The 13,182-nt window shown below is 65.8% G+C and carries 14 protein-coding genes; 2 read left to right on the top strand and 12 right to left on the bottom strand.

Annotation, left to right across the window (positions count from 1 at the left end):
• The 10 genes from QZ149_RS04995 to QZ149_RS04950 form a co-directional block, all read right to left on the bottom strand.
• Positions 1-145, bottom strand: a 145-nt coding sequence (locus QZ149_RS04995; protein WP_291450169.1) for a shikimate kinase, incomplete at its 3' end; no start/stop codon positions are given.
• Entirely contained in the window at positions 142-1,224 is a 1,083-nt protein-coding gene (gene aroB, locus QZ149_RS04990) for a 3-dehydroquinate synthase (RefSeq protein WP_291450167.1), read from the bottom strand. The genes aroB and QZ149_RS04995, both read right to left, overlap by 4 nt.
• Entirely contained in the window at positions 1,221-1,730 is a 510-nt protein-coding gene (locus tag QZ149_RS04985) for a shikimate kinase (protein ID WP_291450166.1), read from the bottom strand. Before QZ149_RS04985 ends, aroB begins: the two co-directional genes overlap by 4 nt.
• Positions 1,727-2,938 (bottom strand): chorismate synthase, encoded by a 1,212-nt coding sequence (aroC, locus tag QZ149_RS04980; protein ID WP_291450165.1) that lies wholly within the window; start codon positions 2,936-2,938, stop codon positions 1,727-1,729. The genes QZ149_RS04985 and aroC overlap by 4 nt, the downstream gene beginning before the upstream one ends.
• A gap of 60 nt (positions 2,939-2,998) precedes the next feature.
• Positions 2,999-4,048, bottom strand: a complete 1,050-nt coding sequence (locus QZ149_RS04975; protein ID WP_291450164.1) for an FKBP-type peptidyl-prolyl cis-trans isomerase — start codon at positions 4,046-4,048, stop codon at positions 2,999-3,001.
• Positions 4,045-5,430, bottom strand: coding sequence for a Pup--protein ligase (gene pafA / locus QZ149_RS04970; protein ID WP_291450163.1), 1,386 nt, complete (start codon positions 5,428-5,430; stop codon positions 4,045-4,047). Before pafA ends, QZ149_RS04975 begins: the two co-directional genes overlap by 4 nt.
• A 1-nt stretch (position 5,431) precedes the next feature.
• Positions 5,432-5,608 carry a ubiquitin-like protein Pup gene (locus tag QZ149_RS04965; protein ID WP_009649050.1) on the bottom strand — a complete coding sequence of 59 codons (177 nt, stop codon included), beginning with the start codon at positions 5,606-5,608 and terminating at the stop codon, positions 5,432-5,434.
• 26 nt (positions 5,609-5,634) lie between these two features.
• Complete coding sequence (dop, locus tag QZ149_RS04960; protein WP_291450162.1) at positions 5,635-7,155, bottom strand: depupylase/deamidase Dop; 1,521 nt, start codon at positions 7,153-7,155, stop codon at positions 5,635-5,637.
• Positions 7,152-8,696 (bottom strand): proteasome ATPase, encoded by a 1,545-nt coding sequence (gene arc, locus QZ149_RS04955; protein ID WP_291450161.1) that lies wholly within the window; start codon positions 8,694-8,696, stop codon positions 7,152-7,154. Before arc ends, dop begins: the two co-directional genes overlap by 4 nt.
• On the bottom strand, positions 8,689-9,738 hold the full coding sequence (locus QZ149_RS04950) for a tRNA (adenine-N1)-methyltransferase (RefSeq protein ID WP_291450160.1): 1,050 nt from the start codon (positions 9,736-9,738) through the stop codon (positions 8,689-8,691). Before QZ149_RS04950 ends, arc begins: the two co-directional genes overlap by 8 nt.
• 78 nt (positions 9,739-9,816) lie before the next feature.
• Here QZ149_RS04950 and QZ149_RS04945 point away from each other — a divergent pair, with 78 nt between their 5' ends.
• The gene (locus QZ149_RS04945) at positions 9,817-10,671 is read left to right on the top strand and encodes a PD-(D/E)XK nuclease family protein (protein WP_291450159.1); all 855 of its coding nucleotides are present in this window, start codon (positions 9,817-9,819) and stop codon (positions 10,669-10,671) included.
• A gap of 5 nt (positions 10,672-10,676) precedes the next feature.
• Positions 10,677-11,609: an aldo/keto reductase gene (locus QZ149_RS04940; RefSeq protein WP_291450158.1), complete on the top strand. Its 933-nt coding sequence runs from the start codon at positions 10,677-10,679 to the stop codon at positions 11,607-11,609.
• A gap of 84 nt (positions 11,610-11,693) precedes the next feature.
• On the opposite strand, the gene QZ149_RS04935 is transcribed toward QZ149_RS04940, so the two are convergent.
• A complete protein-coding gene (locus QZ149_RS04935) occupies positions 11,694-11,984 on the bottom strand; it encodes a DNA primase (protein ID WP_291450157.1) in 291 nt (96 codons plus the stop codon).
• Positions 11,985-12,017: 33 nt separating this feature from the next.
• Positions 12,018-13,115, bottom strand: a complete 1,098-nt coding sequence (locus tag QZ149_RS04930) for an FAD-dependent oxidoreductase (protein ID WP_291450156.1) — start codon at positions 13,113-13,115, stop codon at positions 12,018-12,020.
• Positions 13,116-13,182: the final 67 nt, after the last annotated feature.

The following is a 13,182-nucleotide window of genomic DNA, read 5'->3' as shown; positions in this document are numbered from 1 at the left end:
CCACGAGGGTACGCATGGGTGCGCCCAGGCGCGCCTCGACGGCTTCGTCGACTTCATACAGAGGAAGTTCGTAGCGAAGAGAAAGCTCGCGTCCAACGGTGGTTTTGCCGCTGCCCGTGACTCCGATCAAGACGATGAGGCTCATGCGCGAATGCCAATCTGTGAGGCTGGAGCAGCCAGCTCCTGCGGATCGACGGAGACTGTCGCTGGGTGTGCGATTCCCTCAAGGAGGACGAAGCGCAGGATTCCGCGCCGTACCTTCTTGTCGGAGAGCATGATGTGGGTGAGCTCGTCGAGAGTGCTTCCCCCGTAGCGCGTCGGCAACCCGACACGTGAGAAAAGCTGGTCGTGGCGAGCAACATCGTCAGCGCTCAGCAGCCCCCGGGCTTGAGCCAGACGTGCCGCGAAGCAGCAGCCGACGGCCACCGCGTCGCCGTGGCGCCACGTGTAGTCGTTCGCTCGCTCGATCGCGTGGGCGAGGGTGTGACCATAGTTGAGGATCTCGCGCAGTCCGCCTTCGGTCAGGTCGGCGGAGACGACGCGGGCCTTGACTGTGATCGCACGGGTAGTGATCTCGGCCAGCTGCTCGCTGGAGGGGTCAAGGAGGATCTCCGGGGAGGTCTCCCCCACGATGCGCAGGATCTTAGGGTCGGCGATGAACCCACACTTGATGACCTCGGCGGCCCCCGCCGCCAGGTCCTGGCGGGGCAGGGTTGCCAGCAGGCTCATGTCGGCGATGACCGCGTCGGCCGGGTAGAAGGAGCCGACCAGATTTTTGCCCACCGATGTGTTGATACCGGTTTTGCCGCCCACGGCTGCGTCAACCATGCCGAGCAGCGTGGTCGGCACGTTGATGAGCGTCACGCCGCGCAGCCACGTGGCGGCGACGAAGCCCGCCATGTCTGTGGTCGCTCCCCCGCCCATGGCAATGATTACGTCCTTGCGGCCCAGCTGGAGGTGCCCGCAGGTGTCCCACAAGCCGGCCACGACCTCGATGGCCTTTCCGGCCTCGGCGTCAGGATGGTCGGCGGTGGCCACCTCGTAGCCGAGGGAACGGAGGTGCTCGGCGAGCGCCACTGCGCGTGCAGCGAGCGGGCGCGCGTGGATGATGAGGACCTTCATGACGGCCTCGTCGAGCACGGCGGCGATGGGAGCAAATCCCAAATCACGGCCGACGGTGATAGTTGAGGGATGGGGGCCGGTGACCCCGATGGTGGTGCTCATAGCTGCTCCAGGTGGGTGAGAATGGCGGTGGCGACGTCCTCGGCGGGTCCCGGCCCGGTGGGCACGGTCAGCGTGGCGACGGCACGGTAATGAGGTTCGCGCTCGCTTCTCAGTCGCCGTAGCACCCCGTCGGGGTCTGTGACGAGCAGCGGGCGGTGAGTCTTGGATGCTGTGCGGCGCACGAGTTCGTCGTGAGGGGCGTCAATATAGACAACGATGTGACCAGCGAGCAGGTCGCGCACAGCGTCGGTGGCCGCTGCTCCCCCGCCCAGTGACACGACCGCGCGACGTGAGAGCGCATCGGCGACCGCCACGGTCTCCATGAGACGGAATGCAGACTCGCCATCGGTGGCGAAAATATCGGAAATCGCTCGTCCTTCACGCTCAACAATCAGGTCGTCGGTGTCGACGTGAGGGACTCCGAGGCGACCGGCGAGCAGGCGACCGACCTTCGACTTGCCAGCTCCCGGCAGCCCGACGAGGACGATGGGCAGCGCGACGCTCATGCGCGCTCCCCCACAACCTCCAGGTAAGAGGAAAGGTTACGGCGCATCTCGGACACCGAGCGCCCGCCCGCGTGTTCGAAGAGGGCGTCGGCCAGAACCAGGGCGACCTCGGCCTCGGCGATGACGGCACCGGGCACAACCTGGCAGGTGTCGGAGCGCTGGTGTAGGCCTACGGCTTCCTCACCGGTCGCCAAATCGACGCTGCGCAGAGCGCGAGGGACGGTCGAGATCGGCTTGAAGCCGGCGCGTGCCACGATGGGTGCGCCGTTGGATGTGCCTCCCTCGATGCCGCCTGCGTGGTTGGTGGTGCGAGTCAGGTGCCCATCCGCCCCACGCACGATCTCGTCGTGTGCGGCGGAACCGAGCAGGGCGGCCTGTGCGAAGCCGTCACCAATTTCGACGCCCTTGACGGACTGGATCGACATGAGCGCGGCGGCCAGGCGTGCGTCCAAGCGCTCGCGTGCAGTCACGTGCGTGCCCAGCCCCACAGGCACACCGTAGGCGATCACCTCAACGACGCCGCCGATGGTGTCACCCGCATGCTTCGCCTCATCGACGGCGGCCTCAAAGCGGGCGTTGTCAGCCGTGTCGAGGGTGCGCATGGAGGCCTCGCACAGGGCGTTCTCGTCGGCGGGCGTCGGCACCACCTCGGAGTTGGTGCGCTGGGTACCGACCGCGATGACATGGGAGACCAGGCGCACGCCGGCCACCTGCTCGAGGAGTGCCTCGGCAAGTGCGCCGAGGGCGACGCGCGCCGCAGTCTCACGCGCGGAGGCGCGTTCGAGTACCGGACGCGCCTCGGGCAAGTCGTAGGAGAGCATGCCGGACAGGTCCGCGTGACCGGGACGAGGCCTCGTCAGCGGGCGGTTACGTGCGATCTCACGCTCATCACCCGTGCCAGCATCGATGAGCAGAGCGGAGGGATCGACGAGGTCGGCGCTCATGACTGTTTCCCACTTGGGCCACTCGGAGTTTCCAATCCGAATGGACACAGGTGCACCCGTCGTCACCCCGTGTCGCACACCCGCCAGGATCGAGACCTCGTCGGCCTCGAACTTCTGGCGCGCACCGCGCCCGTATCCCAGGCGTCGGCGCGCCAAGACGCGACGCAGGTCATCGGTCGTGATGCGCAAGCCCGAGGGCAGGCCCTCTATCGTGGCAAGCAATGCAGGTCCGTGCGATTCTCCGGCGGTCATCCATCTCAGCATGCCTCCCAGTGTCCCACAAGGCCGACTGCCGATGCCCGCTCACTCTCACGGGGTGAACGATCAGGACTGCGGCGTCGTGTCCCCAGTCGTGCCCAAGCCCGGTTCGGTACCAAGAATGTCGATGACGAAGCACAGGGTGTCGTCGCCGGCCGCCAGGTCTGGGGGAATCGTAATCGCCAAGCGCGAGCCAACCTTCTGATCCACCAGGGCGGTCTGCAGGCCACGCATGGCCTTACCGAGATTGATGACCTGGGGGACGCCGGTCTCCCACGTGGACACTCGCACGACACCATCGTTCCAGCCCACGGCGGTGAACTGAGCGACCACGCGATCACTCTCGTGCACCTGGATGCCGTCGCCCTTGATGAGCGTCTGCGTCGTCACACGGTCGGGCACAGTCGTGCCGTGGGTGATGATTGGGCCTTCGGGGACGATGTTGACGGTCAACGGGCCGTTTGATGCATCCGCTTCCGTGCCCACCGCGATGGAGGGCAGGATGTCGATGACCTCAACCTCGATGTTGCTCGTCGAACCAGGCGCGCCTGCGCCCGGCGCAATCGTCCGGTAGGCGAGAATACGCGACCCCTCGTTCTGCCCGATCACAATATTCGTCAGGTCATCACCGATGACGTTGGTGCCGACGATCCCCAGGCTCAGCTGGGGGCGACCCGACTCGGACAGGTTCGTGCCGGTCTTTCCGTCGAAGGCCGTGATAGCGACCAGCACGGGAGACCCCTCGGTGATCTGACGTCCGTTGCCAGCAATGACAGTCGCTGCCTTGGTGCCGTCGACCTCCAGGGGTGCCTTGATTTCAATCGTCGGCGTGGCACCAACGCGCCCCGAGACGGCGACGCGGTCGAACAACGGAAGTGTCGTCGACTGCGCGCTGGTCTCGGCTGTCGACGTTTCCTGCGCGGCAGGTACCGGGCGGAATGCCCACCAGGCGACGGCCCCGCACGCCCCGAGGACCACGAGCGTGATCAGGAGCCGCATCAGCAGGGACGCACGCGAGGATCCGCGTGAGCGTTCGCCCCTCGCAGCGGCGCGCTGTGAGGAGCCTTTCGAGCGTCGGACGCTCGCATTGTTGGAGTGTTGCGAAGCGGGGGTCATGCGGGAATCGTAGGAGACGACGCGTGAATCTGCGCGATGAGTCCATCAACGCGGGGGTCGGACGTGGCCAGTGGATCCTGCAGGGACAGCGGAAACGCCGTGGAATCGTCGAGGCGCACGTGCACCCAGTCAACACTGAGGTCGGCGCGCGCATCCTCCGCCGCAGCGATGATACGCCCGCGCAGGTGAGCGCGCGTCGAGGCCGGAGCGACGGTCGTCGCGCGCGAGACCCCTTCCGGCGTCGTCAGGCGGCGCATGAGACCGGCCTTTTCCATACGTTCGCGCAGGCCCTGCGCCGTGATATCCGAATAGGACAGTTCGAGGCGAGCCACTCGCGGGTCGCTCAGGGTAGCGCCGGTGCGCGCGCAGTAGGAGGACAGTAGCGTGCGCTTGATCGCGATATCCAGTTCCGTGGCAACCCCACTCCAGTCGCCGCTCGCAATTGCGTCGAGGCCTCGGCCCCACAGGTCGACCACATAAGCGCGCATCGGGTCCAGCTCGGCGACGGGAATACGGGCGAGGACGCGCTCGCGAATCTCTCGCTGCAGAGCGACCGCGGAGGTGGTGCGACCTGAGGCCAGCTCGATGGCTGCAGAGCCGGTCAGGTCAGCGTTGATCTCGCGGATGGCACGCATCGGATCGGCCAGGGCCAGGTCTTCGATCTGGAGGCCGTCCTCAATGGCATGGATGAGAAGTTCGGTCATGCCGACTTTGAGGGCCGTCGTGGGCTCGGCGACGTTCGTGTCTCCGACAATGACGTGCATGCGTCGGTAGGCACCCGAGTCGGCCAGGGCCTCGTCACGTGTGTTGATAATCGGGCGCGAGCGGGTGGTCGCCGACGATACGGCGTCCCACATCTGGTCGGCGCGTTGGGAGAACTGTAGGCGCGGCGTCGCGGCTCCGGTGTTGATCCACCCGTTGCCCACCAGGATCTGGCGCGTCACGAAGAAGGCGACGAGCGCGTCGGCAACCTGGCGGAAGTCGCGGCGTCGGTGCAGCAGGTAGTTCTCGTGGCAGCCATAGGAGTTGCCCTGTGAGTCCAGGTTGTTGCGGAACAGGTGCAGGCGCAGGTCGGTGCCCAGCTCGCCCAGTGCCTCGTCGGCCTGGACGGCCAGATCGGCGAGTATCTCGGATCCCGCGCGATCCTGCTCGAGCAGGTCCTCCAGGCGGTCGCATTCGGCGGTTGCGTACTCGGGGTGTGCACCCACGTCCAGGTAGAGGCGTCCGCCGTTGCGTAGGAAAAGGTTGGAGGAGCGCCCCTGGTGCAGGAGCGGCTCGAACAGTTGACGAGCGGCGTGCTCGGCGTCCATCGGCGCTGCCCCGGACGGGGACGCGGCCGTCAGCCCGTACTCCGTTTCGATGCCGAAAACTCGACGCCTCACCTCACTGGCCACCCTTCTGGACGAAGCCCTGGACAAAGGCCTCAGCGTTGGTTTCGAGGACAGAATCGATCTCGTCGAGGAGGGAGTCGATCGATGCGGTGCGCGCCTGAACCTGGCCCGCGGCCTCAATCGGGTCGTCGTCGGGGGCGGGGGCACCGGCAAAAATCTGGTTCGACATGGTGTGTTCTTCTTTCTGTCGTCGTGTCAGCGGGTGGAGGTATCGAGGGCGTCCGCGATCGGGAAGCGCACCAGGTCACCCTCGCCCGGGTCGAAGACCAGCGAGGACCACGAGGCCTTGACCAGGTCCGGGCGGTTCGCAACGGCCCAGCCGCGTACGTGGGCGCGCGTGTTGGCGGGTGCGACGTCGGCGGCGCGCTCAACATCCTCATCGGAGACGAGGCGCGTCACCAACCCGGCCTTCGCGAGTCGGTAGACGAGGCCGTGGTTGGGCCGCAGGTCCGCCCACTGGAGGTCGATGGCGGCCAGTCGCGGGTCGTTCCACTCCAGGCCCGTGCGCTCCTTCTGGCGCTTGACGAGCTGGTACTTGCCGACCCATTCGACATCGCTCGCCACGGAAAAGAGATCGGCGCGCATGCGGTCCAGGACAGACTGCCACAGGGTGAGGATCTCCCGGTCTGCCGCCGTGGGAGTCGTGCCGGTTTCCTCGAAGGTATCCAGGACCAGGTCCAGGTAGACCTGCTGGAGTTCGGCGGCTGTGTAGGAGCCGCCGGCCGTGCCGATCTTGTAGTCGAGGTCGGGATGGTGGGAGACGTTCCAGGTTTCCTGAACCGGATCATCCATGACGATGGAATCCCAGCGCAGATCGGTGCCCTGCTCGATGGCCCACAGGACCAGGGAGGTCGTACCGAAACGTAGGAAGGCGGACACGTCGAACATGTTGCCGTCGCCGCCGATGACGTGGAGGCGGCGGAACTGCGCGGGGTTGGCGTGGGGTTCGTCGCGCGTGTTGATGATCGGACGGTTGAAGGTCGTCTCCAGGCCCACCTCGTTTTCGACGAAGTCGGCACGCTGGGACATCTGGAAGCCCGGAACCTCGCTCTTCTGCCCGCGCCCCACGCGGCCCGCGCCGCAGATAACAGGGCGTGTCACCATGAACGGTGTCAGGCCTCGGATGATCGTGTCCAGGTCAGTGATGCGGGGCATCTGGTAGTTCTCATGCGTGCCGTAGGCCGCGCCCTTACCGTCCGTGTTGTTCTTGACGAGCACGATGGGTTCCTCGCCCAGTGCCGCCAGGCGCTCCATGACGCGCCTGGCGATCACCTCGCCCGCGCGATCCCACAGGAGCGCGTCGCGCGCGCCCAGGGTCTCGGGGGCCGAGTATTCCGGATGGGCGTGGTCGACGTAAAGACGCGCACCGTTGGTGAGCACGGCGGTCGTCGCGGCGGGCAGGGCAAGTTCCTCGGCCGTGGGGCGGGCAACGCGCTCGGAGCCACCGGAAGGCGCGAGGTGATACGGATCGTCCGTGAGGAGCGACGGGTCGACGGCTGCCCGCGACATGCGCATACCGCGCAGGTCATTGAGGGGGTCCTCACCCGTGTAATCCCACCGCACGACACCCGCTCCATCGGCTGGCGAACCGGAGCGAGAGATCTCGCCGTACGCGGACACAACACGGGTGGACAGGGCAATCGGGTTGGCCCAGGCGTCTCCGGGACGGTACACACCGTACTCGGTCTCGGTTCCGATAATGCGTTCGCTGCTCATTTCACCGCTCCAATCGGCTTGACGCTGACAATCTCGGGCGCGAGTCCGCTCGTGCGGGCCCAGTCCTCCGGCGAAGAGGTCGCGGCCAACTCCAGCGATTCGTTCATTTCTTCGTGTACACCGCGCAGCAGGTGTTCCATGGTCAGTCCTGTTGTTTGCCCGGTGAGTGCGTCCTTGATCGCATACTTCTTCGCGCGTTCCACGATACCTGCGATGAGTGCGCCAGAGACAAGGTCCGCCAGGTAGATGCGCTTATGATCGCCGCTCACCAGCGTCGCGAGGAAAAGCGCAGTCGTCTCGTCACGGGTGTAGAGCGCGTCGACCGCTCGCGTGATCATCCCGGCCACGGCCTCGTCGATACCGCCGGCGCGCGCAACCTCCGCCGCGTGGATGGGCACGGCGGGCGTCAGGTACTTCGAGAAGATGTCGAGCGCGCCCGCGCGGTCGGGGCGATCCACGCGAATACGCACATCCAGGCGCCCGGGGCGCAGGACGGCGGGGTCGATCATGTCCGCGCGGTTGGAGGCACCGATGATGACGACGTTGTCGAGAGACTCGACGCCGTCCATCTCGGCCAACAGCTGCGGGACGATCATCGTCTCGACGTCCGAGGACACACCCGTGCCGCGCGTGCGGAACAGCGCCTCCATCTCATCGAAGAAAATGACGACGGGGGTGTCGCCTGCCGCAAGCGCGCGGGCGCGGGCGAAGATCGCGCGGATCTGGCGCTCGGTCTCACCCACGAACTTGTTAAGCAGCTCGGGTCCCTTGATCGACAGGAAAAACGTCGAGGCACCGCCGCGCTTGGACAGGGAGTTCGCAACGGCCTTGGCGATGAGTGTCTTACCCGAGCCGGGAGGGCCGTACAGCAGGATGCCCTTGGGCGGGCGCAGGCCAAACTGACGGTACAGCTCGGGATGGTTGAAGGGCAGCTCGATCGAATCGCGCACCTGCGCGATCTGAGCGTCCAGGCCGCCAATATCCGCGTAAGTCACGTCGGGAACTTCGGGAGTGAGCAGCTGCTCGACGTCCTCGCGCACGATGCGTTCAAGCGCGATGCCGGAGCGCGTGTCCACGACGAGGGAATCCCCGGGGCGCAGGTTGCCGTGGCGCAAAGGTCCGGCCAGCTCCAACAGAGTCTCCGCACCACCCTCGGCGGCGACGAGCACGCGATCCGGACCCACCATCTCGAGGACCGACACCACCTGGCCGCTGCGCGCGAAGTCATCAGCGGCGACGGCGATCATCGTGTCATCCAGGCGCACCCACTGCCCGTACGACAGGTCGGTGACGTCCAACTTGGGGGCGACGGCCACGCGCATACGCTTACCGCCCGAAACGACCTCGATCTGACGCGCGGCCGGGAAGGCACGCACGAAGGTCGCGAGCGTCTGCGGCGGGCGCGAGACATCCGCCAACTCACCCTGGAGGCGAATCAGCTCGGTGCGGGCCGCCGTCAGAGCGCTGGTGAGGCGACCGTTCTTTTCCTCGAGCGAGATGACGCGCCGCTCGAGTGCTTGGCGCTGCTCGACCTCACTCATTGGTCTGAGCCTCGCGTCCCTGCGACGCCCACGTGTCTGCCTGCGCGACGACGTCGCGGCGCACCTTGCGGACCTTCTTCTCGGAGTTCACGCGCTGGCCGACCTTCTCCAGGGACCAGTCCTGCTCGTCATCCCACGCACCGCCCTGGCCTTCGGCAGCCTTGGCTGGGCGTGTCGAGCGCTCCTGCGGCGTCACGCCGGGGGCGAGCAGACGAGTCACTACAAGGAATCCGGTGTGAGCGACCATACGATGCTCGGGGCGCACCGCCAGGCCGTCAAGATGCCACTCGCGGCGCATATCCTCCCACGCGATCGGATCTGTGAAGCGTTCGGACGCGCGAAGGTCCTCGACCAGGCGCGACATCTGGGTCACCGTCGCGACGTAGCAGACGAGAACACCGCCAGGAATGAGCGCGTGCGTGATGGCCTCGATGTTTTCCCAGGGGGCCAGCATGTCGAGGACTACGCGATCGATGCTCCCCTCGTCGACCGCCCACAGTACCTCGTCCACGTCGCCGACACGCAGATCCCACGCGGGATGACGGCGTCCGAACCACAGGTCCACGTTCGCCGCAGCGATGTCTGCGAAGTCCTGGCGGCGTTCGACGGAGATCAGGCGACCGCTCGGTCCCACGGCGTTCAGGAGCGCCATGGACAGGGCACCCGACCCGGCCCCAGCCTCGATGACCGTGGCACCCGGGAAGATATCGCCCATGTGGGTGATGACGCCCGCGTCCTTGGGATAGACAACCGCCGCGCCGCGCGGCATCGACATGACATAGTCAACCTGAAGGGGACGCAGGATCTGGAACTGACGCCCCTCGTCGGTCACGATGACCTGACCGTCGGGGCGGTCGATAACGTCGTTGTGGTTGAATCCACCGCGGTTGGACTGGAAGCGTCCGCCATGCACCAAGATCACTTGGTGGAAGCGTCCCTTCGGGTCGCGAACCTGAACGCGGTCGCCCTCGGTCAAGGGGCCTCGACGGGTGGTCTGGCCAAAATCGGTGGCCGTTTCGAAATTATTACGCTGAATAGTCATTACGTAAAGAATAGCGCCTTGGGCCTCCCCGCCCCTGCCAGGACACAAATGGGGGTGGTGGGGGTTAGCGTGGTGTTCATGACAGACCTGATTGCCCCCTCCCCCGGTCCTCGTACGTGGGATCCCGCGCTGTCGGCCTCGCGCGCGAAAGAATACGAGCGCTGCCCCCTCCAGTATCGTCTGCATGTCTTGGACGGTTACCGCGAACCTGAGACGCGCGCGAAAGCGCTGGGGACGGTGGTCCACGCGGTCCTCGAGGAGCTGTTCGGACTGACCCCACACGAGCGTACGCCTGAGGCTGCCCGCGCACGGGTCGCCCCCGCCTACGAGGCCGTCGTGGCGAAGACCCCTGCGATTGCCGATCTTTTCGCCGATGAGGAGGACCTTCAGGCGTGGCTTGAGGACGCGCGCGGGGTCATTGACGGCTACTTCGCCATTGAGCAGCCGCAGTGGATCGCCCCGGCCGCCCGCGAGCAGCGCGTGACGACGACGACAGCGGGTGGCGTGCGCCTGCTCGGTTTCATTGACCGCATCGACGCAGCCCCCGATGGGCGACTGCGGGTCGTCGACTACAAGACTGGCAAGGCCCCCGGACCGCGCTACGTGGACGAAGCACTCTACCAGATGCGCTTTTACGCCCTGCTTTTAGCACGCACGAAGAGGCTGCCGGCCCGCATGCAGCTGGTCTACCTGCGCGCGGGTCAGGTCATCACCTTCGATCCGGTCGCCGATGATATTCGCGCGTTTGAGCGTCACATCGATGACCTATGGACGCGCATTGCCTCCGATATCGCCAATGATTCCTTTGCTGCGCGCAAGAATCCGCTGTGCAATTGGTGTGGTGTGCGCTCGCTGTGTCCAGTGTTTGGAGGAACCACTCCCCCGATGCCGACGGAGCATGCACAGTGGTTGGCTCGGACTCGGCTAGGCTAGGGGGCATGGATTCGAAGCAATGCGGACGTAGCGGCTTATACCTGTCATCGATCGGTTTGGGGACCCTGACGTGGGGGCGCGATACCGATGCACCCGAGGCCCTCGAAATGCTCACGCGCTTCGTCGACGCGGGTGGTTCTCTCCTCGAGTGCTCCCCCTCGCACGGCGACGGTATGGCCGTGGACGTCGTGTCCGAGGCCGTAGCGTCGGTGGGCAGGCACCGCGTAGTTCTCGCGTGGCGCGGAGGGATGCGCCGTGCGACTGAGGGCGCGTGGGTGGGCGCGGCCGGACGCGGGGATCTGCTGCGCAGCCTGGATGATGCGTTGGCGCGACTGGACACGGATTATGTGGACGTGTGGCTCGTGGAGCCGCGCCCGGATGTGCCGTTGGAGGAGACCCTGGAGGCGGCGACCCTCGCTTACCGTAGCGGGCGCGCCCGCTACGTGGGTCTGTCGCGTTCATCTCACTGGCAGCTGGCAGAGGCGGTCACTCGTGGTGTCGTGGGTGTCAGCGCGCCGATCACGCTCGTCGAATTCCCGTTCTCCCTCGTGGATGCTGCCTGCGCATCAACGGTAGCGGAACTGGCCAGCAGGGGGGTTGGCGTTCTGGCCGCGTCGGCGCTGGCAGGCGGTGCCCTGACGGGCAAATACCGCCACACGACCCCAGCTGATTCGCGTGCTGCTTCCCCACATCTGCGTCACATGGTTGAGCCTTACTTGTCGGGCTTCGCGAGCAGTGTCATCGAGGCAACGCACCGCGCGGCCTCGGGCCTGGATCGCCGCACGGGAGACGTCGCCCTGGCGTGGGTACGCGACTACCCGGGTATCTCCTCGGCTCTCATTGGACCGCGAACAGCTCGACAGCTCGACACCCTCCTGGAATACACGGAGCCGCTGCCCGCCCCGATTCGCGAGGTGCTTTCCGAGGTCGCCCAGTAGCGGCGAGCAGCTTGCAGATACGAACGAGGGGCCGAACCGTGTGGTTCGACCCCTCGCCTCATGCGCGTGCGAGACTGATTGGTCTCAGTCATCGACTTCGATGAAGTCGTCGTCCTCGTCGTAGTCCTCATCGTCGTAGTCCTCATCTACTTCGTCGTAGTCATCCTCGTCAATCTCATCGAGGATGTCGAAAGGGAGTTCCACGCCCAGCTGGGTAAAGAGGATATCGTCGTAGGTGAAGAAGGCGTCACGCAGCGCCAGCTCGGCGGCTTCGAGCGCGGCGTCATCAGCCTCGTCTCCATCGCGTGCGATGTCGAAGTGGTTCTCGAAAGCGTTGAGCAGGCGCGTCAGTGCACGGCGGGCATCTCCAGTCATAGGTCTCAGTCTACCGTGAGGACGCACACTTTTTCAGGGCAGATTGAGCTGCGAACGGATAACGGACACCATGAGGTCCGTACCTTTGATTTCCGCCGTCTGATCGGCACCCAGGATGCGTGTCTGCCCGTCGGAATCCAACAGCTGCGAGGCACCCATGTTCGGACCCAGCGGCAGGATGACCCATTCCTTCGTGGGAACGTAGTGGGCGTCGGGTTCCTCCCCTTCGATCTGTGCGGTGATGTTGGCGATGACAACGCGGGCCTGTTGGCGCGCGGCGTCGGCGCGCTTGGACTCGCGCACGTCGGTCAGGTCGCCGACAGCGTAGACGGTGGAGTGACCCGTCACCTGCATGGTCGGCTCGACCCGGATCGTGCCGTTGGGGTGCATAACGGACTCGTACTCGCTGCCGATCAGGAACCCGGTGTTGGCGCGTGCGCCGTAGCACTGGAACCAGAGGTCGGCCTCGATGACCTCGCCCTTCTTAGTTTCGACCATGAAGTGCGCGAGGTCGCCGACGTTCTGAGGGGGCAGGTAGGCCAGCTCGGAGCCGGTGACGACGCGAACGCCGAGGGTGGCCAACTGCTCGCTGATCTCGTTGCGCAGGGCGTCGGTGTAGCCGGGGGTACCCAGGATCTGGTCCGTGGCCTCGACGATCGTGATGTCCAACCCGGGGAAGGCATTGGCGAGCTCACCGGTCAGCTCGATGCCGACGGTGCCACCGCCAACGATCATGACGGAGCGGGCACACGAGAGGTTCTCGTGGAGTTGCTCGAGGCGCGCCTTGGCGACGGAGGAACGGTAGGAGGAATACTTGGCCGGGAAGGGGTAGGTAGAACCCGTGGCGAAGACGACGTAGTCGGCCTCGATGGGGTCGTGGCCGAACACATGAACGGTCGTGCCGTGGACGGCGGAGACGGTGCCTCGCACGACCTGGCCGCGGCTCAGGAGATTCGTGTAAGGCATGAAGATCGCATGTTCCCACACCGTGTCAACGGCGGCGCGTAGCGCGGCCGCATGGTGGACGAACTGGTCCTTCTGCTCGATGAGGATAACGTCCGCGAGGGGGTCAAGCCCCTTGGCGACCGTGACGCCTCCGTATCCTCCGCCGATGACTGCGACGCGTGCCATGACATTCCTCCTTTTGAATGAACCGCGTCTATTGTGTCATCTCATGCCCTCGAATGCGCGTGATAGG

The sequence above is a fragment of the Actinomyces sp. ICM47 genome, from assembly GCF_905369875.1.
Taxonomy (GTDB): domain Bacteria; phylum Actinomycetota; class Actinomycetes; order Actinomycetales; family Actinomycetaceae; genus Pauljensenia.
Note: the sequence above shows the minus strand (reverse complement) of the source record. Positions and strands in the feature narration are given on the sequence as shown.

Coding starts and splice junctions, on each gene's coding strand:
- aroB (WP_291450167.1), bottom strand. CDS start 1,224: ATGAGCACCACCATCGGGGTCACCGGCCCCCATCCCTCAACTATCACC.
- QZ149_RS04985 (WP_291450166.1), bottom strand. CDS start 1,730: ATGAGCGTCGCGCTGCCCATCGTCCTCGTCGGGCTGCCGGGAGCTGGC.
- aroC (WP_291450165.1), bottom strand. CDS start 2,938: ATGCTGAGATGGATGACCGCCGGAGAATCGCACGGACCTGCATTGCTT.
- QZ149_RS04975 (WP_291450164.1), bottom strand. CDS start 4,048: ATGACCCCCGCTTCGCAACACTCCAACAATGCGAGCGTCCGACGCTCG.
- QZ149_RS04965 (WP_009649050.1), bottom strand. CDS start 5,608: ATGTCGAACCAGATTTTTGCCGGTGCCCCCGCCCCCGACGACGACCCG.
- dop (WP_291450162.1), bottom strand. CDS start 7,155: ATGAGCAGCGAACGCATTATCGGAACCGAGACCGAGTACGGTGTGTAC.
- arc (WP_291450161.1), bottom strand. CDS start 8,696: ATGAGTGAGGTCGAGCAGCGCCAAGCACTCGAGCGGCGCGTCATCTCG.
- QZ149_RS04950 (WP_291450160.1), bottom strand. CDS start 9,738: ATGACTATTCAGCGTAATAATTTCGAAACGGCCACCGATTTTGGCCAG.
- QZ149_RS04945 (WP_291450159.1), top strand. CDS start 9,817: ATGACAGACCTGATTGCCCCCTCCCCCGGTCCTCGTACGTGGGATCCC.
- QZ149_RS04940 (WP_291450158.1), top strand. CDS start 10,677: ATGGATTCGAAGCAATGCGGACGTAGCGGCTTATACCTGTCATCGATC.
- QZ149_RS04935 (WP_291450157.1), bottom strand. CDS start 11,984: ATGACTGGAGATGCCCGCCGTGCACTGACGCGCCTGCTCAACGCTTTC.
- QZ149_RS04930 (WP_291450156.1), bottom strand. CDS start 13,115: ATGGCACGCGTCGCAGTCATCGGCGGAGGATACGGAGGCGTCACGGTC.